This is a genomic window from Methylobacterium sp. HJ2 (assembly GCF_056431005.1).
This window is the reverse complement of the sequence record NZ_JBWJYM010000009.1, coordinates 38,277-59,212: the sequence shown is the minus strand read 5'-3', so window position 1 is coordinate 59,212 and position 20,936 is coordinate 38,277. Positions and strand designations below refer to the sequence as shown.

The following is a 20,936-nucleotide window of genomic DNA, read 5'->3' as shown; positions in this document are numbered from 1 at the left end:
AGACTTGCGGGCGGGCGCCCGGTGATCGGAGGCCTTGCGAGAGGCTCTCATGCGACGCTGCGCTCGATCTGCTCCTCGTCGCAGATAACGCCCGCCGTGCCCTCGAACTCGGCGCTGAAGTCCGTGCCGGCCTGGGCGGGGGCGGGCACCGCGCGGTCCTTGGCGAAGGTCTCGAGGAACAGGCGCATCACGTGGCGCACGCCCGCGTCGTTTATGGTGCGCTGGTCGTCGTTGTAGTAGCGCCCGGCATTCACGTTGCTGGTGACGATGTCGTAGGCCGGGAAGTAGACGGCGCGCGGGTCGGCGCCGGCGCAGGCCTCGTCCGCAGCGACCCGCAGTACGGATTTCGAGTAGCTGTTCGATTCCATCACGTGCCGGTCCATGTAGGTGGCGATCATCGGCACCGGCGAGACGGTGAAGATCACGCGCGCCGCCGGGTTGACGCTCCAGAGTCGGTCCAGGAAGCCCTGGAGATCGGCGAGCACCTCGGCCGCGCCCGCGTTGACGCAGGTGTAGAGGTCGGGATCGAAGCTGCCGCCCGCCACGCCGGGAGCCAGGGGCAGCGCGGCCCCGTCCGCCCGCCAGCGCCAGCCCTCGGTGAGGCCGAGCGTCAGCACGAAGACGTCGAGGGTCTCGAACAGGCGGCGCACCTCGGCGAGGTGCAGGTCGCGCGCGTCGACCACCTCCGCCTCGCTCGCGAAGCCCGCGGGCTCCACGGTCGGGCGGAACGGGTCGACGTAGCGCCCGTCCTCGCGCAGCCACGCCTTCAGCTCGGGGTCGAATCGGCCGTAGGCCCGGTCGAAGAGCTGCACGAACTGGCGCGTGTAGTAGAGGTTGCCGTAGCGGGCCGAGAAGGTGCCGAACTGGCGCGCCTGCGCCTCGGACGGGCTCATGCCGGGGGCCGGCGCCTCGGTTAGGTAGTAGTTGAACCCGGCCTCGCGCAGGGCCTCGGCGACGCGCTGCGCGAAGCAGGAGCCCCCGGTCGCGACCCGGTCGGTGCGGGCGATGGCGAAGGTCTCGCGCGGGCGCGGGTTCACCGCGAAGGGCGGCACGTTGGTCACGACCTTGCGCCAGAATCGCTCGGCCGGTAGACCCGTATACGGATTATTGCCCATTTCCGATCCTTCGTCCGTACCGTCCGCGGGCCGCGGCGCTCCTGGCGCCGTGCGCCCCGCATCCGCGAGACCCGGCGCGACCTTGGCCCTGAACGATCTTCCCCGGCGCGCCCGTAGCGCGATCTCCTTGTCGGCACCATCCTGGGCGACACCGTGGCGGGCTAAGGCCGCGGAGGAGACCCGCAAGGGGCCGAGCATCGCGGTGATCGGCAATTGCCAGGCCCGCGGCGTCGCCCAGGCGATGCGCCTGTTCGCGCCGGACAGCCCCGTGCGCTACCTGCCGATGGGCACCCTCAAGCGCGATCACGGGCATCTCGACGGCCTTGTCCGGACGCTCTCCGAATTCGATCACGTCTACTCGCAGGCCTTCCCCGGCGGCCTGTTGCCGGGCGGCGACGTCGGCACGCTGCACGCGCGCGAGCCGCGCCTGATCCTGTTTCCGACGATCGTGTTCTCGGCCTTCCACCCCGACATGGTCTATGCTGGGCGCACGCAGGATCTCGCCAGCCAGAAGCTCGCGCCGTCCCCCCTCGGCCAGTACCACTCGGCGATCGCGCTCTGTGCGCACCGGCTCGGCCTGACCGTCGCCGAGACGGCATCCCTGTTCCGGGCCGACGTGTTCCAGCGGCTCGGCTACTTCGATCATTGGGATGCGGCCGTTCGCGAGCTGGTCTCGACGTCCGCCTCACTGAACTTCGGGCTGGAGCGCGAGGTCGCGCGCTGGAGCCGGCGCGGCGCCTTCATGCACGTGATCAACCATCCCAAGGCCTTCGTGACGGCTGACATCGCGCGGCGGCTGCTCACCGAGTCGGCCTTCTCGCCCGAGACCGTCGAGGTCGAGGATTACCTCGGCGACGAACTCGCCCGCGACGTGATCTGGCCGGTCTACCCGCCGATCGCCGAGCTGTTCGGGCTGACGGGATCCTACCTGTTCAAGCGCAAGCCCCGCGGCGACGCCTTCCCGCAGCTCTTCGACCTGACCGGCTTCCTCGCGGAGAGCTTCGCGCTCTACGACGCTGCGGAACCCGGGGACCTCACCTGCGCCCGCGTCGAGACCTGGACGGGCGCCCCCTGGATCGCCGAGATATTCCTCGCGGCGAGAGGCCGCTGAGCCGGCGAACGCCAGCGCGGCCTCACCAGCGGCTCACACGGCCGCGCGCACCGGGCGATCCGCGATCCCGTCGACCATCATCTTCACCAGCGCGTTGATCTCGCGGATCTGGAACGGCTTGCGCAGGTAGAGGCTGCCCGGCACGGCGCGCGGGTGTTGCCCCGTTCCGGTCGAGGTGTAGACCACGGGCCGGTCGTGATGCTGCGCCCGGAAGGCGTCGGCCACGGTCCAGCCGTCGATCAGGCCCGGCAGGTTGATGTCCGTGAACAGCCAGTCGACGGCGGCGCCGCGCTCGCGCAGGATCGTCAGCGCGGCCTCGCCGCTCGAGGCCTCGATCACCGTCACGCCGCGCGATTGGCAGAGCTGGGCGATAATCTCAAGGAGGATGTAGCTGTCCTCGACGATGAGGACCTTCTGGGCGGGGCGCATCGGCTCGATCCGGGAATGCTCTCCCCGAACAACTGAGTCGATCGCGTTGAGAATGCGTTAAGCCTCTCCGGGCCCGAGGCGGGGCGGTCCGGTCGCGATGCGGCGCGGCACACGCTGTGGCCGGTCTGCCACGCCGGCGGGGTCCGCGCCGCGTCCCCGGCGGCCGCCGCGAGCTTGCCGTATTCGGAGCGCGTCAGGAACGGACCAGCGGCTCAGCTTCGGTCCGGGGTGCGCGAGCGCACGGCGCGACCGGGACGGAGCCGATCGAAACCTGCCGTCAAGGTTGACGGAACCTTCGCTTAACCGAGCCGGCCTATCAAGGCGGCCGGCAAATGTCGCGGGATCAGCCGCGAAGACCGGTCGCCGGCCTTCGGCCCCCGTCTCGAGGAGTGTGTCATGACCCAGCCCGCGCGCCTGCGCGCCCTCTCCCTCGGCCTCGCCCTCTGCGCGGCGCTGAGTGTCGGCGCCTGCTCGAACGACAAGGATCTGGCGGACGCCTCCGCCTTCGGGGCGGGCGCCGCGACGCCGGGCAGCGCGCAGGATTTCGTCGTCAACGTCGGCGACCGGGTGTTCTTCGAGTCGGATTCCACGGACCTGACCCCGACCGCCACCGCCACCCTCGACAAGCAGGCCGCCTGGCTGCAGCGCTACCCGCGCTACGCCTTCCTGATCGAGGGCCATGCCGACGAGCGCGGCACCCGCGAGTACAACTTCTCCCTCGGGGCCCGGCGTGCCCAGGCGGTGAACGATTATCTCGCCTCGCGCGGCATCGCCGCCGGCCGGATGCGGACGGTCTCCTACGGCAAGGAGCGCCCCGTCGCGGTCTGCAACGACATCTCCTGCTGGTCGCAGAACCGCCGGGCCGTCACCGTGCTCGACCGCGGCGCCGGGACCTGAGCCGGCGACCTGCCCCGGAGCCCTGACGCCGGGCGCACGCGCCCCACTTTTGCCGCGGCGGCGCGCATCTGCTACCGGCGGGCCGGCGCCGCAGCGTCGGACCGCCGCAACGATCGGTGCCCTGAGCCATGCTTCGCCGCCTCCTGCTGACCACCTGCTTGGCCCTCGCGGCCGCCGCGCCCGCCTGCGCCCAGGACGCGTCGGAGTTCGTGGTCCGCCTCAATCGGCTGGAGAACCAGTCGCGGATGATGGCCGGGCAGATCGAGACGCTGCAGTACGAGAACCGCCAGCTTAAGGAGCAGCTGCGCAAGTTCCAGGAGGACGTGGAGTACCGCCTGTCCGAGGGCAAGCAGGAGGGCAAGGGCGCACGGTCGCCGGCCTCAAGCGGCCCCGTCAACGGCGGAAATCCGGGCTCCGGCAACCCGGCGGCCAAGCCGCAGCGGCGCGGCGACGCGTTCGATCCCGAGCAGAGCCCCGGCCAGCCCGGATTGCCGCAGCAGCTCGGCGCCACGATGCCCTCGGCCCCGATCGCGGGCGCGGCGCCCCAGCCGGTGCAGCGCCTGCCCCAGGGAGCGATCGAGGAGGGCGAGGCCGCGGACGAGCCGGTCGATCTCGCCCCGCCGCCGCGGATCGGCACGACGGGGGCCCTCCCGGCCGCCAGTGTGGCGGCGACCGCCACCGGCGATGCGCGCTCCGATTACGATGCGGCCTTCGCGCATATCCAGGCGCGCCAGTACGAGCAGGCCGAGATGAGCCTGCGGCAGTTCATCCAGTCCCACCCGCGCGACGGCCACGTGCCGGCGGCCACCTACTGGCTGGGCGAGAGCTATCTGCAGCGCAACCGCAATCGCGAGGCGGCCGAGCAGTTCCTGAAGGTGTCCACGGACTATGCCCGCTCGTCCCAGGCCCCCGAGGCCATGCTGAAGCTCGGCGTCTCGCTCAACGCCCTCGGGGCCCGCGAGCAGGCCTGCGCCACCCTGGCCGAGCTCGAGCGCAAGTTCCCGGCCGCCGGCCAGACCGTCCGCCAGGGCGTCGCCCGCGAGCAGAAGCGGGCGCGCTGCGCCGCCTGAGCGGGCGACAGGCCCGCGGATGGGCGGCGACCCGCTCACCGAACAGCTCACCGCCGCGCTCCTCCCGCACCTGGGCGCCGGGCCCTGCCTGCTGGCCGTGTCCGGCGGCCCCGATTCGACGGCCCTGATGCATGCCGCCGCGGCCATGGGCGCCGGCCCGGTGCAGGTGGCGACGGTGGATCACGGCCTGCGGCCCGAGGCGGCCGACGAGGCCCGCATCGTAGCCGGCCAGGCGGCCACCCTCGGCCTGCCGCACGCGATCCTCGCCTGGACGGGTCCGCACCCCGCGAGCGGGATCCAGGCGGCGGCCCGCGCGGCCCGCTACCGCCTGCTCGCCGCGCGGGCCGCGGAGATCGGGGCCCGCCGCATCCTGACCGGCCACACGCGCGACGATCAGGCCGAGACGCTGCTGATGCGCCTCGCCGCCGGCACCGGCCCCGCCGGCCTCGGCGGAATGCGGCGCGAGCGGCGGCTCGGGCCGGAGCTGATCCTGGCCCGGCCCTTCCTCGACCTGCCCAAGAGCGATCTCGTGGCCTGGTGCGAGGCGCGGGCCGTCGCCTACCTGCGCGATCCCTCGAACGCGGATCCGCGCTTCGCGCGCACGCGCCTCCGGCGCCTGATGCCGCTGCTGGCGGCGGAGGGCCTGACCGCGGATCGGCTCGCCCGCCTCGCCGAGCGCGCGGCCCGTGACGAGGCGGCGCTGCGCGCCATCGCCGAGGCCGCCCTCGCCGGGGCCCTGCGCGGGGACGACCCCCTCGCCCTCGACGGCGTCGCACTGGCCGCGCTGCCCGACGCCGTCTTCCTGCGCGTCCTCGACCTGGCGTTGGACCGGGTCATCGCGGGCATGGGCGAGGGCGGCGAGGCTGCGACGCCGCGCCTCGCGCGCCTGGAGCGTCTCGCCTTCGAGGACCTGCTGCCCGCGCTACGGGCCGGGCGCCCCCTGCGCCGCACCCTGCGCGACCGCGTCGTCGCCGCGGATGCGGGCGGGCGCCTGACATTCGGGGCCGCTCCGCCGCGACGCCGTGCCGGCCGCGTCGCAGGCCCGGCCGCGTTACTTGGCAAGGGGTAGGCCACTGCCTACATTGGCGACGAGTGCCGGATCGACCCGCATGGTCGGGCGAGGGGGCCAGCGCTCGCTAAGGATTGGTCGATGAACCCGAACTTTCGCAATTTTGCCTTGTGGGTCGTCATCTTCCTGCTCGTGCTCGCGCTCGTCACCCTGTTCCAGAATCCGGGACATCGGGGCGGCGGCAGCGAGATCGCCTACAGCCAGCTCCTCAACGATGCTGATGCGGGCAAGATCCAGTCGGTCGTGATCTCCGGGCAGGACGTCAGCGGCACCTATGTGGGTGGCGGCAACTTCACCAGCTACGCCCCCAACGACCCGAGCCTCGTGTCGAAGCTGCAGGGCAAGGGCGTGCAGATCACCGCCCGTCCGCCCTCCGACAACACGCCGTGGTTCATCCAGCTGCTGGTGAGCTGGCTGCCGATCCTCGTCTTCATCGGGGCCTGGATCTTCCTGTCGCGCCAGATGCAGTCCGGCGCCGGCCGCGCCATGGGCTTCGGCAAGTCGAAGGCGAAGCTCCTCAACGAGGCGCATGGGCGCGTGAGCTTCGACGACGTCGCCGGCGTCGAGGAAGCCAAGGAGGACCTGCAGGAGATCGTCGAGTTCCTGCGCGACCCGCAGAAGTTCCAGCGTCTCGGCGGGCGCATCCCGCGCGGCGTGCTCCTCGTCGGCCCGCCCGGCACCGGCAAGACCCTGATCGCCCGCGCCGTCGCGGGTGAGGCCAACGTGCCGTTCTTCACCATCTCGGGCTCCGACTTCGTGGAGATGTTCGTCGGCGTCGGCGCGAGCCGCGTGCGCGACATGTTCGAGCAGGCCAAGAAGAACGCGCCCTGCATCATCTTCATCGACGAGATCGACGCGGTCGGTCGCCATCGCGGCGCCGGTCTCGGCGGCGGCAACGACGAGCGCGAGCAGACCCTCAATCAGCTCCTCGTGGAGATGGACGGGTTCGAGGCCAACGAGGGCGTCATCATCATCGCGGCGACCAACCGCCCCGACGTGCTCGATCCCGCCCTGCTGCGGCCCGGCCGCTTCGACCGCCAGATCATGGTGCCGAACCCCGACGTCACCGGGCGCGAGCGCATCCTGCGCGTCCACGTCCGCAAGGTGCCGCTGGCCCCCGACGTCGACCTCAAGACCATCGCGCGCGGCACCCCGGGCTTCTCGGGCGCCGACCTCATGAACCTCGTCAACGAATCGGCGCTGCTGGCCGCCCGCCGCGGCAAGCGCATCGTCACGATGCACGAGTTCGAGGACGCCAAGGACAAGGTCATGATGGGCGCCGAGCGGCGCACCCTGGTGATGACCGAGGACGAGAAGCGGCTCACCGCCTATCACGAGGGCGGCCACGCCATCGTCGCCCTCAACGTGCCGGCGACCGATCCCGTCCACAAGGCGACGATCATCCCGCGCGGCCGGGCACTCGGCATGGTCATGCAGCTCCCCGAGCGCGACAAGCTCTCGATGAGCTACGAGCAGATGACCTCGCGCCTCGCCATCATGATGGGCGGACGCATCGCCGAGGAGATGACCTTCGGCCCCGAGAAGGTCACCTCGGGCGCCCAGTCGGACATCGAGCAGGCGACGCGGCTGGCCAAGATGATGGTCACGCGCTGGGGCTTCAGCCCGGAGCTCGGCACCGTCGCCTACGGCGACAACAACGACGAGGTCTTCCTCGGCATGTCGATGGGCCGGCAGCAATCGGTCTCGGAATCGACGGCCCAGAAGATCGACGCGGAGGTGCGCCGCCTCGTCGAGGCCGGGCTGGAGGATGCGCGCCGCATCCTCGGCGAGCGTAAGGACGAGCTGGAGGCGCTGGCTCAGGGCCTGCTCGAGTACGAGACCCTGTCCGGCGAGGAGATCCGCAACCTCCTCAAGGGCCACCCGCCCGTGCGCGACGGCGGCGACGTCCCTCCGACCCCGGCCCGGGGCTCCTCGGTGCCGACGGCTGGGCGCGGCCGGCCTCGCGAGAGCGACGGCGGCCTGGAGCCGCAGCCGCAGGGCTGAGCGCCGCGGCCTGCCGAAGCCGGGACATGAAAAGGGCGCCTTCGGGCGCCCTTTGTGCGTCGGTGCCCCGACGGGGATCCGACCCCGCGCGGCGCTTGAGCGAGGCCCGGATCCGCCAGTCCGGCGGGATTGTCCGGCCGCCGTGTGACAGGCACCGATTCACCGTGATGGCGGACTATCGACCGGACGCGCCCGGGATCGGATAGGGTGGCCGTGGGCGCGCGCGGTCGTTTGTGCGGAGAGGGATGTGCGGAAGTATTTCGGGACGGACGGCATTCGCGGCCGGGCCAACGGGGTGATCACGCCGGAGCTGGCGCTGAAGGTCGGCCAGGCGGCGGGCCTCGTGTTCCAGCGCGGCGACCACCGCCATCGCGTCGTCATCGGCAAGGACACCCGGCTGTCCGGCTACATGATCGAGACGGCGCTCATCGCGGGCTTCACCTCGGTGGGGATGGACGTGCTCCAGCTCGGCCCGGTGCCGACGCCCGCCGTCGCCATGCTGACGCGCTCGATGCGGGCCGATATCGGGGTGATGATCTCCGCCTCTCACAACCCCTTCGAGGACAACGGCATCAAGCTGTTCGGGCCCGACGGGTTCAAGCTCAACGACGAGGTCGAGCGCGAGATCGAGGCGCTGATCGACGGCCCGATGGACAAGCGCCTCTCGGGCTCGCACGACCTCGGCCGGGCCAAGCGCATCGAGAGCGTGCATGCCCGCTACATCGAGTTCGCCAAGCGCACGCTGCCGCGCCACGTCACCCTCGACGGCCTGCGCGTGGTGGTGGATTGCGCCAACGGCGCGGCCTACCGCGTCGCGCCCGAGACCCTGTGGGAACTCGGCGCCGAGGTGATCCCGATCGGGGTCGAGCCCGACGGCTTCAACATCAATCACGCGGTCGGCTCCACGGCGCCGGCCGCTCTGGTCGCGAAGGTCCGCGAGCGGCGCGCCGATATCGGCATCGCGCTGGACGGCGACGCCGACCGGGTGCTGATCGTCGACGAGAAGGGAACGGTCGTCGACGGCGACCAGCTCATGGCGGTGGTCGCCCGCTCCTGGCAGGAGGACGAGCGCCTGACCCGGCCCGGCCTCGTGGCCACCATCATGTCGAATCTCGGCCTCGAGCGCTTCCTCGGCGGCCTCGGCCTCAGCCTCGCCCGCACGGCGGTGGGCGACCGCTACGTGCTGGAGCACATGCGCGAGCACGGCTTCAATCTCGGCGGGGAGCAATCCGGCCACATCATCATGTCGGACTACGCCACCACCGGCGACGGCCTCGTGGCCGCCCTGCAGGTGCTGAGCGTGGTGAAGCGCTCGGAGCGGCCGGTTAGCGAGGTCTGCCACTGCTTCGACCCGCTGCCGCAGATCCTGAAGAACGTGCGCTACCGGTCGGGCGAGCCCCTCGTCCAAGAGGGCGTCGTCACGGCGATCGCCCAGGCCCGCGCCCGGCTCGGCAATTCCGGCCGCCTCGTGATCCGGCCCTCCGGCACCGAGCCGGTCATCCGGGTGATGGCCGAGGGCGACGACCGCGTCCTCGTGACCGAGGTGGTCGACGAGGTGGTCGACGCGGTCGCCAAGGCCGCCGCCTGAGGCCGACCGCCCCGGGCGCTCGCGTGGCTCGGGAGACTGCGTGCTCGGGGGACTCAGGCCGGCTCAAGTGCAGCGCGTGAGCACGCCCATCCGGGGCGTGCTCGGGTCTAGCGTGTGAGGACGCCCGGTCCGGGGCGGGCTCAGGTGTAGCGCGTGAGCACGTCCATCTGGGGCTTGTCGGTGACGGTTGGGGTGCCCAGGCCTGTGGGCTCGACGGAGAACATGTAGTCGCCCCACCAAGGCCCGCCCGCCCAGTAGGTCGCCCCCTGCCAGACCGCGTGCTGGTCCATGTAGCCCAGCATCGCGTCCAGCGCCGTCAGGCTGGCGGCATCCTGCCCCGCGCCGAACTCGCCTAGGAACAGCCGGTTGCCCGTCTGCTCGGCCCAGTGCGTCACCGCCTGCAGGCGCTCCACCCCGATCGTCGGCGACACCACGGCGGTGCTGGTGCCCGAGCTGTCGGCGTCGAGATACTGGTGCACCTCGAAGGCGTAGTTGTGCGCCGGATCGACCACGCCGGCCCCGATCACCGTGTCGTTGTCGCTGCTCACCCAGCTGTGGGCCCCGTCCCAGTAGCTGCCCGAGACCAGGATCTCCTGCTGCGTCGCGCCCGCCGCCCGGATCGCCGCGATGGCCGCGTTGGCCGAGCCGAGCCACTGGCTGGCGCTCTGCTGGTGGGGCTCGTTCATCAGCCCGAACAGCACGTTGTCGGCCCCCGCAAAGGCCCGGGCGATCTTGCCCCAGACGTCGGCGAAGCTGCTGTCGGGCGTGCCGGCGCTGCCCACGAGGTTGCCGAAGCCCGAGCCGAAATTGTGCATGTCGAGCACGACGTCGAGGCCCTTGCTGCCGGCGTAAGTTACGATGTCCTTGAGCGCGGCGAGGTCGCTGGCGTTCAGCGCGCCGCCCTGGCTGTGCTGCAGGCGCTCCCACAGGAAGGGCAGGCGGATCACGTCCAGCCCCTTGGCGGCGTAGTAGTCGATCTCCGCATGCGTCGGGTAGGTGTAGTCCGTGCCGACCGTGCCGATGCCCCGCTCGGGCGCAAAGTCGCCGCCCGCGAGATTCACGCCGAGCAGTTTCAGGCCGGATCCCGCCGGGACGTCGAGGCCCGGGACGGGCGTGCCCACCATCCGGCCGAGGTCGAAGGCAAGGACGCCGTTCCGCGTCAGGCCGGCGGCCCCCGCGACCGTGCTCCCGGCATCGTTGCGCGCGTCCGCACCCTGATAGACCTTGCCGCCCACCGTGATCCGGTCGACGTAGAGATTGCGGTCGGTGCCGCTCGAGCCGCCCCAGGCATCGTTGAGGAAGCGCACCTCGACCGTCTTCGGCGCGGCGCTGAAGTTGCCCGTGAGCGCGATGTCCTGCCACTGACCCGCACCGTGCGCCGCGCTGGCCGTCTGGGTGGACCCGATCTGCACGCCGTCGACATAGACCGCGAATTGCGCGTCGCCCTGGTAGGCGTCCTGCGCCACGCGCAGCGTCAGCGTGTTGCTCGGCAGCGCCGTAGCCGCGGTGCTGGCCATCTGGCCGAGGTTGAAGCCGAGCGTGCCGTTCGACAGCAGGGCGGCGGCCCCCGCGACCATGCTTCCGGCGTCGTTGCGGGCGTCCTCGCCCTGGTAGACCTTGCCGCCCAGGACGAGGCGATCGACGTAGAGGTTGCGGTCGGCGCTGCTCGAGCCGCCCCAGGCATCGTTGAGGAAGCGCACCTCGACCGAGCGCGGGTCGGCGGCGAAGACGCCCGACAGGGTGATGTCCTGCCATTGGCCGGCCGCGTGGGCGGCACTGGCCGTCTGGGTGTCGCCGACCTGCACGCCGTCGACGTAGACCGCGAATTGCGCATCGCCCTGGTAGGCGTCCTCCGACACGCGCAGCGTGAGGGAGGCGGCCTTCGGTTGCGCCGCCGCGGCCGCGGCGGCGACCGTCATGCCGGGCATCCGGCCGAGGTCGAAGGCGAGGACGCCGTTCCGCGTCAGGCCGGCGGCCCCCGCGACCGTGCTCCCGGCATCGTTGCGCGCGTCCGCGCCCTGGTAGACCTTGCCGCCCACCGTGATCCGGTCGACGTAGAGGTTGCGGTCGGTGCTGCTCGTGCCGCCCCAGGCATCGTTGAGGAAGCGCACCTCCACCGTCTTCGGCGCGGCGCTGAAGTTGCCCGTCAGCGCGATGTCCTGCCACTGGCCCGCACCGTGCGCCGCGCTGGTCGTCTGGGTGGACCCGACCTGCACGCCGTCGACATAGACCGCGAATTGCGCGTCGCCCTGATAGGCGTCCTGCGCCACGCGCAGCGTCAGCGTGTTGCTCGGCAGCGCCGTCGCTGTGCTGCTGGCCATCTGGCCGAGGCTGAAGCCGAGCGTGCCGTTCGACAGCAGGGCGGCGGCCCCCGCGACCGGGCTCCCGGCGTCGTTGCGGGCGTCCTCGCCCTGGTAGACCTTGCCACCCAGGACGAGGCGATCGACGTAGAGGTTGCGGTCGGCGCTGCTCGAGCCGCCCCAGGCGTCGTTGAGGAAGCGCACCTCGACCGAGCGCGGGTCGGCGGCGAAGACGCCCGACAGGGTGACGTCCTGCCATTGGCCGGCCGCGTGGGCGGCACTGGCCGTCTGGGTGTCGCCGACCTGTACGCCGTCGACATAGACCGCGAATTGCGCGTCGCCCTGGTAGGCATCCTCCGACACGCGCAGAGTGAGGGTATTGAGTTGGCTGGTCATAACGGATTGCGTCCAAATCTGGGCGCAATCACGTTCACTTTACATCGGTTAACAAAACACTAATCGAAACTAACATGCGATAACTTTGTGCATAGCGTTCGCGGGAAAGCTTATATTCCCCTGCTTCGATGCCGAAACCTTTCGGTTTTGCGCGGGAAGCCTCGGGCGGCACGCCTGCGGGCGCCGCCAGGGCCTTGGGAACACCTTCGGGCCGATCGGCGCCGGGCCGAACGCTCTGCCGACGGCGGGGTCGAGACGACGGGCCTCAGCCGCCCAGCGCCGACCCGGACGAAGCGCCGTTCCGTGAGGTGGCCGCCAGGCGCTCGCCCAGAAGCGCGATCACCGCGTCGCGGTCCTGCGCCGCCTCGGCGTTCCAGCGCAGGATGTTCGCCGCCGCCGCGTCCCGGCTCGCCGCGCGCCAGCCGGGCTCGCCGATTTTCCGCGCCACCGCCTCGGCCGCGCCGGCCGGATCCGCGATGTCGACGAGGAGGCCGGATTCCCCCAGCACCTCCCGGAACACCGGCTTGTCGGGCGCGACGACCAGCAGGCCGCCGAACTGCATCTCCAGCAGCGGCAAGCCGAGCCCCTCGTCGTGCGAGCTGCAGAGGAAGAGATCGAAGGACCCGATCGCGCTCTTGGCCGCAGCGTCGTCGAGGAAGCCCCGCATTCTGACCTGCGGATGCCGCTCCAGCGCCTCGGCATCCGCGCCCCAGCCCCGGCGCCCGATGATGTGCAGCTCGACCGGTCGGTTCAGCGCGCGGGCCAGCGCCTCGCAGAGCGCGGCGGCGCCCAGAAAGTTCTTCCGCGGCTCGATCGTGCCCATGGCGCCGACGATCAGGGGGCCCTCCGGCGCGGGCTCGTGACCGGACGGGGCGAGACCGAACACGTTCCGGATCGCGGGGCGGTAGGTCAGGATCCGCGCATCCGCCCGCACGACGTCGCGCAGCGCCTCCGCGGTCGTCCGGGAATTCGCCAGGAAGTAGCGCAGACGCGACAGCGCCTTCAGGAAGGGGCGGACCATGTAGAGCTTGGCCGAGCGGTTCAGTTCCTCCTGCCGCGTGATCAGGAAGAGGTCGTGTACGTAGAAGACCGTCCGCTCCGGCAGCCAGCCCAGCTGAGGCGCCGGCGGGTAGCCCGAGAACACCCAGACCTTGCGCCGGTCGGCCAGAGCCGCCGCCGGGATCCGCAGCCGCTGGTTCACCATCATCGACAGGCGCGAGCCGCGCGCATCCCAGCCCGTGACGGGCAGGGGCGCCAGGGCCTCGTCGGAGAACAGCTCCCGCGTGATCCGCTCGATCCCGGAGGCGCGGCGCCCGAGATGGGTCCGATCGATGACGATCGCGGGTCCTGAGATCATGGAAATCTGCTGCGGGAGGTTGCGGGGAATGCCGCGCCGCCTCACGCCGCCGCGGCCGGGTCGATGGTCTCCGCACCCGACTCGGGTGAATCCTCGGATTCGAGCAGACCCTTGACGAACCAGAGCAGGGCGGCGGTCTTGATGCTCAGGAAGCCGTAGCTGACGAGCGAGTTGAAGCAGACATACAGGCAGGCGGCGTGGCCGTAGCAGATCTGCTCGCGATTCCTGTAGCGCGAGTAGCAGGAGCAGAACAGCCAGAACAGGACCAGGCCGACGATCGATTGCGTGGTGATGATGTAGGAGACGCCGCTGTCGACGGCCTTCGAGATGAACTCCTCCGACATGCCCAGGAACTCCTCGACCGTGTAGCTGCGCAGCAGATCGACCGTCCAGGCGATGCGACCGGCGAAATCGTCCTGTCCGCGCAACGGGTTGACGATGTCCACGAACAGGAACGCCACCAGCACGATGGCCGGCAGGTAGAGGACCGGGACGTAGCGCGAGAACCGGCGCCAGAACAGGCAGACGACCAGGAGCGCCACGAAGCTCACGAGGGCGAGGCGGCCGTCGCAGGCGACCATCAGGAACAGGTTCGTGATGAGCAGGTAGGCCCGGCTCCGGATGTCGAGCTTCGGCCACAGGGCGAACAGGTAGGCGGTGATGACGATGCAGTAGGTGCCCAGGGAGACGGGCTCGAGGAAGATCGACGACACGCGGTGATCGGCCATCACGCTGTCGGCGATGCTCAGGAAGCGCGCGTTCGGCCGCGTCGCGCTGACGAACAGGTCGGATTCGGTGTTCCAGAAATCCTGCTCCGTCAGCCCCCGCGTCGCGATGAAGTAGTCCTTCACGTGGAACAGGCGCGAGTAGAGTTCGGTGTTGAAGGCCTCGATCGCCCCGACCACGAAAACGACCGTGTGGCCCGCGATGACGTAGCGGTTGAGGTAGACGCGCTGGGTGCACATGCCCAGCATGAGGAACGTCGGCGCGATCAGGATGTCGCGGAAGTACTTGATGCTCGTCGCCGGGTCGACCACCGCGCTGCGCAGGATCATGAACAGAAACAGCCAGACGATCAGCGCGACCGCGAGGTCCATGTCGCGGCGATAATGGGCGAGCGCCACGATTAGGCTGCCGCCGATCAGCAGCATCTCGGCCCCCATCACCACCGCGGGCGTGAGCGGCTTCACGTTGCCGTTCACGAAGGCCAGCAGCGCGTTGAACGTCAGGGCGCCGAGGAGGAGGACGAAGGGCAGGTGCCGCAACCGGCCGCTCGCCGCGGCGTGCGGCGCCGCGTCCGCGACGGCCGCGCGCGGCAGGAACACGCCGGATACCGGCGATGCGCTCGACATCAGGACCTCCACTGGCTGGCGAGCGGATGCCGGTCGCGGCATCCGCCCGTCCGGACCGCGCCGGGATCGCGCTCAGCGCGTCGGTGCATCGGGCGATTCGTCGAACTGGAGGGCCACGTCGACGACGTCGCCGGGCTGGAGCTCGGTGTCGTTCTGCGCCGTGATGCGCTCGACCTTGCCGTCGATCCTGCGCACGATGGTCAGGTTCGGCTCGCCGTCGAGGCCACGCATCAGCTGCGACCGCACCATCCCGGTGTAGCGCAGCTTCTCGCTGGTCGATTGCAGCGTGTCGCGGATCGCCGCGAGCTTGACGGTGGCCTCCTGCAGCGCGCGCAGCGTCTCGAGGCGGCGGGTATCGTCGATCGCGGTGAGGCGGTACTCGAAATTGCCCTTCTCGCGCTCGGAGGCCGCGCGGGTCGCCGAGGTCTGAAGCGCACGGGTCGAGGACAGGAGCAGCGCGCGGCGCGCGTCGATCAGGCGCGTGGTCGGGATGGTGCCGCGCTCGAACAGCTCCTGGTTACGCTTGAACTCGTCGCTATCGGCCTGAACGCCTTCCTTCTCGCGGCTCTCCTGCTCGGTCAGGACCTTGACGCGGTCGGCCTCCTTCTGGCCGGCGCTGGTCAGATAGACCTTCTCCTTCTCGTTCTGGGTGTTGCGCGTCGCCAGGATGCCGCGCTCGGTGTTCAGCAAGTCGTTCGTGAGCGAGGGCGCGAGCGGCATGTCGTTCAGCGCCTTCTTGTCGATGTCGCGCTTGCCGTCGAGTTCGGCCCGCAGACGGGCGATCGTCGCCTGTTGCTGCGCGTACTCGGCCCAGGCCGTGTTGTGCTTCTGGCGCAGATCCGACAGCTGGAGGAACGGGTTGTCCATCTTGAACCGCAGGAGGTCGAACCCGCCCGCGAGAGCGACCGCCTGTCGGATGGTCATGCCCGGCCGGAAATCCTGCTCGCCGGGCTTGGCGACGTCGCCGTTGAGGTAGACCGGCCGATACTCCTCGATGGAGACGGTGATCTCGGAGGGCGACAGGATGATCGGAAATTCGCGCCCGTCATTGGTCCTGCGCCGGAACTCCTTCGTCGGCAGCAGGGCCTGAACCTTGGCCTGCACCTCCGACAGCGTCAGGCCGCCGACATGGACCTGACCGACGAGCGGCATCGACACGTCCCCGTCGACGCCCACGATGGTCTTGGTCTTCATTTCCGGCACCGAGACCGCTTCGAGCGAGAGCGTGTCGCCGGGCGCGATCTTGTAGGCCGCCAGGGTCGCCTGCGGCACCAGCCCGAGGCAGGCCCCCACCAGCAGGGCTGCGGAGACGCGTCGGCGCGCGGGTTTCCGCGCGAGCGCTTCAGAGTTCATGACCGCTTCTCCTCATGGTCCGTACGCCCCCGGGTCCGGTCTCTCGGACCCGGTCGGGCCTCTCGCGTCGGGTCGAGGCCCGACCGATAGGTCATAAAACCTATTCTCCTGAGCGTTTCCTGCCGACGGGCGGTGGTCCCGCGAGACGCTCCGGCCGCGTGGCGGCGCTCAGGTGATCCGAAAACTCCGGGCGGTCCCGCTCAACGACCGCGCCTGGCGGATGGGACAGTACTTGGAGGCGTCCACCATTCTGGCAAGACGAGACCGTTAAATAGTCAGGCCGCGCATGGATTTTGCGCTGCACCCTAATCACATTCCCAAGTCGGCATCAACTCTAGGGTCGACCAAGCGGGCAAAATTCCTGATTGGAAACTGCTACGCGGCGTACGCGGCGCTGCATTGCACGCGCCCCGCAACCCGCGCGGCGCCCCTCGGCAGCATGATGGGCGCAGTGCGTTGCACGGCGCCCGATCCGCTCGGGCAGAACGCCCCCGCCCGAACGAAGCCAGATTCATGCCATCAAGGAACCACCCTTCCGGAGGGTTGCCGACACGACCGCACCGATCCGAACCGGCCTCGTGCGCGCCTGCCACACCCGCGTGGAAATCCCCAACGCCGGTCTTCGAGGCGCGGATCGACCGCCCGAGCCAGGCCGCAATAAGCCTTGATACGGCAAAGGATTTTCGGACGCTTGCCGCAAACGGGCTTTGATGGGCGCCTCGAAAAGCCATCGGACGCGGCCAAAACGTTAACACTTGTCCGCAAAAATTGCATACCAGATATGCGCTATATGCAAGATTGGAACGCGCTGCATCGCGGGATTCCGGCACTGAAACGACCGGTTGCGCCACGCTTTCGCCACAACCAGAAACGCGGGGTCCGCTGCGCCAAAAAGGGTTAACCACCTTGCGCCGCACAAAAAAGCGCGGCCCGACCCCCGAGTTGCGGTTTTACTTGGAGGGCGTCGCGAAGTCTCGAAATGGTTCCCTAAAAATTCGGTGCGCGGATCGTCCGCCGGGTTCGCACCGCACCACCGGCGCCGCGCGGCCCGGCCCGACCTTGTGCAGCCGGATCGATTAGGTCAGGCTACAGTTCTAGAGAGCACAACAAGTTCTGCTCGGTGACTGGGCTATCCCACCAGAGGCATAGTTCAGGACCAGCATTAGAGTGCGACATTCGCACTCCACAGGCTGCTTCCGGGCAGCGTTACCTTTGCATGTCTGCGTCCGAGCGCCACAGGCGTAGGATTCAGATCCTGCCACAACAAGATCAGACCGGGAGGCTGCGACGTCGACGGTTCGGACTTCCGAACCCGATCTCCTCGCGTGCCGAGGTCCGTTCCACGATTCCGGGTGATCCGAGACGCTTGATGAATGTCAATCCAGATCCCATCCGGTTGCAGGTCGGTCGCAGGCCGGAGCCGGTCCAGGACCGCGACCTCTGGACGATTTCGTCCATCGTCGAAGTCGCTCTGCGCCGACGCGCCCTCGTCGGCCTCGTCGCGGCCCTGACGATCGCGCTGGCGATCACCTACATCGCGCTGGCGACGCCGAGCTACACCTCGGAATCGAGCGTGATCATCGACACCAAGCTGTCGCCGCCCTCTCCGGGGCAGGTGGCGTCCGAGGTGACGATCGATCCGGCCGTCGTCGACAGCCAGGTCGAGATCCTGAAGTCCAACAAGATCGCGCTCGACGTGGTGGACCGGCTGAACCTCGCGACCGATCCTGAGTTCATCGGCCGCGGCCCCTCTCCGATGCGGGCCGCCCTGAACCGCGTCCTCGACCTGTTCGAGACCAAGTCCGGCCTCCCCGCGCGCTCGGATCCGCGCCAGGCCGCCGCCGCCGCGCTCAGCCAGAAGGTGAAGGTGCTGCGCACGGGCCGCAGCATCCTCGCCGAGATCACCGTCACGACCTTCGATCCGCAGAAATCGGCGGACATCGCGAACGCGGTCGCCGACGCCTACATCCAGGATCAGCTGAGCAGCCGCATGGAGGCGAGCCAGCGCACGACCGACTGGATGCAGCGCCGCCTCTCCGAGGTGCGCGACCGGATGAGCGCCGCCGACGCCGCCCTGAAGGCCTTCCGCGATCGGAATGCGGCGCCCCCCGCCGACCCGAGCCAGATCGAGGCTTCCCGCGCCAGCGCCGCCGCCCGCCTCGACCAGAGCCGCGCCGCCCTCGAGGGCGCGAACCGGTCGCTCGCCGCCCTGGACCGCGGGCCTCCCGACGCCGACACCCTCGCGGCCATCGACGGCCTGAACGATCCCGCCCTGTCGCGGCTCGCCGCCGCCGCCCGGTCCACCCCGACGGCCGAGACCGTCGCCGGCTTGAAGGAGCGCCTGCGCGGCGTCGTCGAGGAGCGCCGCAAGGCCAGCGCGGCGGCGGAGCTGCGCCGGACGCTGCTCGACAAGCAGAGCCAGGACCTCAAGAATCCGGATCAGCAAGCCCGCGATCCCGCCTCCGCCGCGACGGCCGGCGCCCCGTCGAAGCGCGAGCAGGACCTCGAGCGCACCGCCCAGGAGACGCGCGCCAATTTCGAGGCGATGCAGAACCGCGTGACCCGGGTCAGCGCCTTCCTGCAGCAGCAGGCGATGCCGGTCACCGAGGCCCGCATCGTGACGGTCGCCCTGCCGCCGCTGTCCAAGAGCGCGCCGAAATCGACGCTGATCCTGCTCCTGTCCATCGTCGGCGGCCTCGGCGCGGGCGTCGGCGCGGCCTTCCTGCGCGAGGCCTTCGATCGCCGCGTGCGCTGGCCCCAGCAGATCACCCACACCCTCGGACAGCCGTTCCTGGGCCCGATGACCCCCTGCAAGGGCCGGTCGCGGGAGTTCCGCAACGACCGGCTCGAGACCCCGGCCGGCCGGCGCGCGCCGTTCCCGCTCTTCATCACGGGGGGCTCGGGCTCGCCGACGGTGCTGGAGACGCTGCGCTCGATCAAGGTCGCCCTCGACCAGTCGCTGCGGCGCGAGGCCTGCCGCGTGGTCGGGGTGATCTCGGCCAACGAAGGGGAGGGCAAGACCACGCTCGCCGCCAACCTCGCGGTGCTCCTGGTGGAGATGCGGGCCCGGGTCCTCGTGATCGACGCCGACCTGCACGGGCACGGCCTCGCCTACCTCGCCGCCGGCGAGCCGGGCCCCGGCCTCGCCCGCATCGTGACGGAGCGGCGCCCGCTCGCCGAGGCCGTCGTGCAGAGCCGGCTCGGCTTCGATCTGCTGCCCGGCGTGGTCGGAACGCCTCCGGCGCACCCGGTCGAGATCCTCGCCTCCGCCGAGCTCCGGCGCCTGCTGGCCGAGGCGCGGGACCGCTACGACTACGTGGTGGTCGAGGTCCCGGCCATCCTCAGCGCAGTCGACGCCCGCGTGGTGTCCGACCTGATCGACGCCTTCCTGATGGTGGTGAATTCCGGGCGCACGCGGGTCGACGACGTCGAGCACGCCTTCGCGAGCTGCCCGGCCGTCGCCGACCGGATCACCGGCATCGTCATGAACCGCTCGAAGCTCGGGCGCCGCCGCGTCCGCGCCAGATCCGCCCGCCTCTACGCGCAGGGAGTCGCCTGATGACCCAATCGACCCTCGCCCGCACCGCGCGCCTGGCCGTCCGCCCCGTGGCGCGGGCAATCCGCCGCCATGTCCTGCCCCGGGTGATGCCCGCAACCCGGCACCCCTTCCCGGAGCGCGTCGGGCACGTGCGGGTGGTCGGCCTGCTGTCCTCCTCGTCCGGACTCGGCGAGTCGGCGCGCCTCTGCATCGAATGCCTCGCGGGCTCGGGCTGCGCGATCTCGACCGCGAACGTCGCGGGCCTGTTCCAGAGCGACGACGGCATCGCCTTCCCGGTGGACGAGCCCGAGACGGCGCCGGCCGACGTCGCGATCTACCATCTCAATCCGACCATGCTGCTGCCGAGCCTGATCCAGTCCGGCCTACGCAAGCATCTGAAGACCTACAGCATCGGCTACTGGGCCTGGGAGCTCGAGACGCTGCCGCGCGAATGGGTCGAAGCTCTGCGCTTCGTCGACGCCGTGATGGTGCCGAGCCGCTTCTGCCAGGCGACGGTCCAGGCCTATACCGACAAGCCCGTCGTGGTGGTGCCCCACCCCGTCGACCGGCTGATGCCGGCCGAGCCCGCGGCGCCCGAGCCGCGCGGCGCCGCGTTCCGGGCCGTCAGCATCTTCAATCTCGGCTCGTCCTACCTGCGCAAGAACCCGGCGGCGGCGATCAAGGCCTTCCGCCACGCCTTCGGCGACGACCCGGACGCCGAGCTGATCCTCAAGATCAGCGACGGCGCGCGCTACCCGAAGGAGCGCGACCTGATCCTCGAGCGGATCGCCGGCATGTCCAACGTCCGCCTGGTCGATGCGGTGTGGGAGCGCGACCGGCTGCAGGCGCTGCTCGCCTCGGCCGACGTCTACCTGTCGCTGCACCGCTCGGAGGGGTTCGGACTGACACTGGCGGAAGCCGCCCTGCAGGGCGTCCCCGTCGTGGCGACGAACTGGTCGGGCAACACCGACTTCTGCCCGCCCGGCCTCTGCTACCCGGTCGACTACACGCTGGTGCCGTTCACCGATCCGCACCCGGCCTATGCGGGCCTGACCTCGGCGCGCTGGGCCGAGCCCGACATCGCCCACGCCGCCGAGCTGCTGCGCCGGGTGCGGGCGGGCGGCGACGAGGCGCGGGTCAAGGCCGAGGGACTGCGCACCTGGCTGACCGGCTACCTCCGGCGCCAGAATTATCGCGGCGCGCTGGCCGAGATCGCGGCGCGCTCCTCGGGCGTCACCGGCACCCGGAGCCTGAACCCCGACCGCATCGGCGCCGGCGCCGAGACGCACCGGCACGGTGCCGTCCCGCTCCGCGCCGACCCGGCGCCGACCCGGCGCTGACGCTTCCAGCATCCTTG

The 20,936-nt window shown here is 70.4% G+C and carries 14 protein-coding genes; 8 read left to right on the top strand and 6 right to left on the bottom strand.

What is annotated here, in order from left to right; genetic code table 11:
• Window positions 1-47: 47 nt before the first annotated feature.
• Window positions 48-1,115 carry a GSCFA domain-containing protein gene (locus ACS5RC_RS20405; RefSeq protein ID WP_478345747.1) on the bottom strand — a complete coding sequence of 356 codons (1,068 nt, stop codon included), beginning with the start codon at window positions 1,113-1,115 and terminating at the stop codon, window positions 48-50.
• A gap of 127 nt (window positions 1,116-1,242) precedes the next feature.
• Between ACS5RC_RS20405 and ACS5RC_RS20400 the strand changes: the two genes are divergently transcribed.
• On the top strand, window positions 1,243-2,226 hold the full coding sequence (locus ACS5RC_RS20400; RefSeq protein ID WP_478345746.1) for a WcbI family polysaccharide biosynthesis putative acetyltransferase: 984 nt from the start codon (window positions 1,243-1,245) through the stop codon (window positions 2,224-2,226).
• Between the two features lie 33 nt (window positions 2,227-2,259).
• Here ACS5RC_RS20400 and ACS5RC_RS20395 read toward each other — a convergent pair whose 3' ends face one another.
• Window positions 2,260-2,655: a response regulator gene (locus ACS5RC_RS20395; protein ID WP_478345745.1), complete on the bottom strand. Its 396-nt coding sequence runs from the start codon at window positions 2,653-2,655 to the stop codon at window positions 2,260-2,262.
• A gap of 396 nt (window positions 2,656-3,051) precedes the next feature.
• Between ACS5RC_RS20395 and pal the strand changes: the two genes are divergently transcribed.
• From pal to glmM, 5 genes are all read left to right on the top strand, one after another.
• The gene (gene pal, locus ACS5RC_RS20390) at window positions 3,052-3,552 is read left to right on the top strand and encodes a peptidoglycan-associated lipoprotein Pal (RefSeq protein ID WP_478345744.1); all 501 of its coding nucleotides are present in this window, start codon (window positions 3,052-3,054) and stop codon (window positions 3,550-3,552) included.
• 128 nt (window positions 3,553-3,680) lie between these two features.
• Window positions 3,681-4,622 (top strand): tol-pal system protein YbgF, encoded by a 942-nt coding sequence (gene ybgF, locus ACS5RC_RS20385; RefSeq protein ID WP_478345743.1) that lies wholly within the window; start codon window positions 3,681-3,683, stop codon window positions 4,620-4,622.
• A gap of 19 nt (window positions 4,623-4,641) precedes the next feature.
• Window positions 4,642-5,691 carry a tRNA lysidine(34) synthetase TilS gene (gene tilS / locus ACS5RC_RS20380; RefSeq protein WP_478345742.1) on the top strand — a complete coding sequence of 350 codons (1,050 nt, stop codon included), beginning with the start codon at window positions 4,642-4,644 and terminating at the stop codon, window positions 5,689-5,691.
• An 81-nt stretch (window positions 5,692-5,772) separates the two neighbouring features.
• Window positions 5,773-7,695: an ATP-dependent zinc metalloprotease FtsH gene (ftsH, locus tag ACS5RC_RS20375; RefSeq protein ID WP_478345741.1), complete on the top strand. Its 1,923-nt coding sequence runs from the start codon at window positions 5,773-5,775 to the stop codon at window positions 7,693-7,695.
• Between the two features lie 247 nt (window positions 7,696-7,942).
• Window positions 7,943-9,283 (top strand): phosphoglucosamine mutase, encoded by a 1,341-nt coding sequence (gene glmM / locus ACS5RC_RS20370; RefSeq protein ID WP_478345740.1) that lies wholly within the window; start codon window positions 7,943-7,945, stop codon window positions 9,281-9,283.
• Window positions 9,284-9,423: 140 nt separating this feature from the next.
• Here the strand turns inward: glmM and ACS5RC_RS20365 are convergent, their stop codons facing one another.
• The 4 genes from ACS5RC_RS20365 to ACS5RC_RS20350 all read right to left on the bottom strand — a co-directional run bounded on the left by ACS5RC_RS20365 (window position 9,424) and on the right by ACS5RC_RS20350 (window position 16,041).
• Window positions 9,424-11,979: a carbohydrate-binding domain-containing protein gene (locus ACS5RC_RS20365; protein WP_478345739.1), complete on the bottom strand. Its 2,556-nt coding sequence runs from the start codon at window positions 11,977-11,979 to the stop codon at window positions 9,424-9,426.
• 265 nt (window positions 11,980-12,244) lie between these two features.
• Window positions 12,245-13,336: a glycosyltransferase gene (locus ACS5RC_RS20360; RefSeq protein WP_478345738.1), complete on the bottom strand. Its 1,092-nt coding sequence runs from the start codon at window positions 13,334-13,336 to the stop codon at window positions 12,245-12,247.
• A 41-nt stretch (window positions 13,337-13,377) separates the two neighbouring features.
• Entirely contained in the window at window positions 13,378-14,688 is a 1,311-nt protein-coding gene (locus tag ACS5RC_RS20355) for a polysaccharide biosynthesis protein GumE (protein ID WP_478345737.1), read from the bottom strand.
• Between the two features lie 72 nt (window positions 14,689-14,760).
• Window positions 14,761-16,041 (bottom strand): polysaccharide biosynthesis/export family protein, encoded by a 1,281-nt coding sequence (locus tag ACS5RC_RS20350; RefSeq protein ID WP_478345736.1) that lies wholly within the window; start codon window positions 16,039-16,041, stop codon window positions 14,761-14,763.
• A 1,369-nt stretch (window positions 16,042-17,410) separates the two neighbouring features.
• Between ACS5RC_RS20350 and ACS5RC_RS20345 the strand changes: the two genes are divergently transcribed.
• Window positions 17,411-19,600, top strand: coding sequence for a P-loop NTPase (locus ACS5RC_RS20345; protein WP_478345735.1), 2,190 nt, complete (start codon window positions 17,411-17,413; stop codon window positions 19,598-19,600).
• Window positions 19,600-20,919: a glycosyltransferase gene (locus ACS5RC_RS20340; protein WP_478345734.1), complete on the top strand. Its 1,320-nt coding sequence runs from the start codon at window positions 19,600-19,602 to the stop codon at window positions 20,917-20,919. Before ACS5RC_RS20345 ends, ACS5RC_RS20340 begins: the two co-directional genes overlap by 1 nt.
• Window positions 20,920-20,936: the final 17 nt, after the last annotated feature.

What these genes read in the sequence shown, in the direction of transcription:
- ACS5RC_RS20355 (WP_478345737.1), bottom strand. Translation starts at nt 14,688, where the DNA reads ATGTCGAGCGCATCGCCGGTATCCGGCGTGTTCCTGCCGCGCGCGGCC.
- ftsH (WP_478345741.1), top strand. Translation starts at nt 5,773, where the DNA reads ATGAACCCGAACTTTCGCAATTTTGCCTTGTGGGTCGTCATCTTCCTG.
- ACS5RC_RS20360 (WP_478345738.1), bottom strand. Translation starts at nt 13,336, where the DNA reads ATGATCTCAGGACCCGCGATCGTCATCGATCGGACCCATCTCGGGCGC.
- tilS (WP_478345742.1), top strand. Translation starts at nt 4,642, where the DNA reads ATGGGCGGCGACCCGCTCACCGAACAGCTCACCGCCGCGCTCCTCCCG.
- ACS5RC_RS20350 (WP_478345736.1), bottom strand. Translation starts at nt 16,041, where the DNA reads ATGAACTCTGAAGCGCTCGCGCGGAAACCCGCGCGCCGACGCGTCTCC.
- ACS5RC_RS20340 (WP_478345734.1), top strand. Translation starts at nt 19,600, where the DNA reads ATGACCCAATCGACCCTCGCCCGCACCGCGCGCCTGGCCGTCCGCCCC.
- pal (WP_478345744.1), top strand. Translation starts at nt 3,052, where the DNA reads ATGACCCAGCCCGCGCGCCTGCGCGCCCTCTCCCTCGGCCTCGCCCTC.
- ACS5RC_RS20405 (WP_478345747.1), bottom strand. Translation starts at nt 1,115, where the DNA reads ATGGGCAATAATCCGTATACGGGTCTACCGGCCGAGCGATTCTGGCGC.
- ybgF (WP_478345743.1), top strand. Translation starts at nt 3,681, where the DNA reads ATGCTTCGCCGCCTCCTGCTGACCACCTGCTTGGCCCTCGCGGCCGCC.
- ACS5RC_RS20345 (WP_478345735.1), top strand. Translation starts at nt 17,411, where the DNA reads ATGAATGTCAATCCAGATCCCATCCGGTTGCAGGTCGGTCGCAGGCCG.
- ACS5RC_RS20365 (WP_478345739.1), bottom strand. Translation starts at nt 11,979, where the DNA reads ATGACCAGCCAACTCAATACCCTCACTCTGCGCGTGTCGGAGGATGCC.
- ACS5RC_RS20395 (WP_478345745.1), bottom strand. Translation starts at nt 2,655, where the DNA reads ATGCGCCCCGCCCAGAAGGTCCTCATCGTCGAGGACAGCTACATCCTC.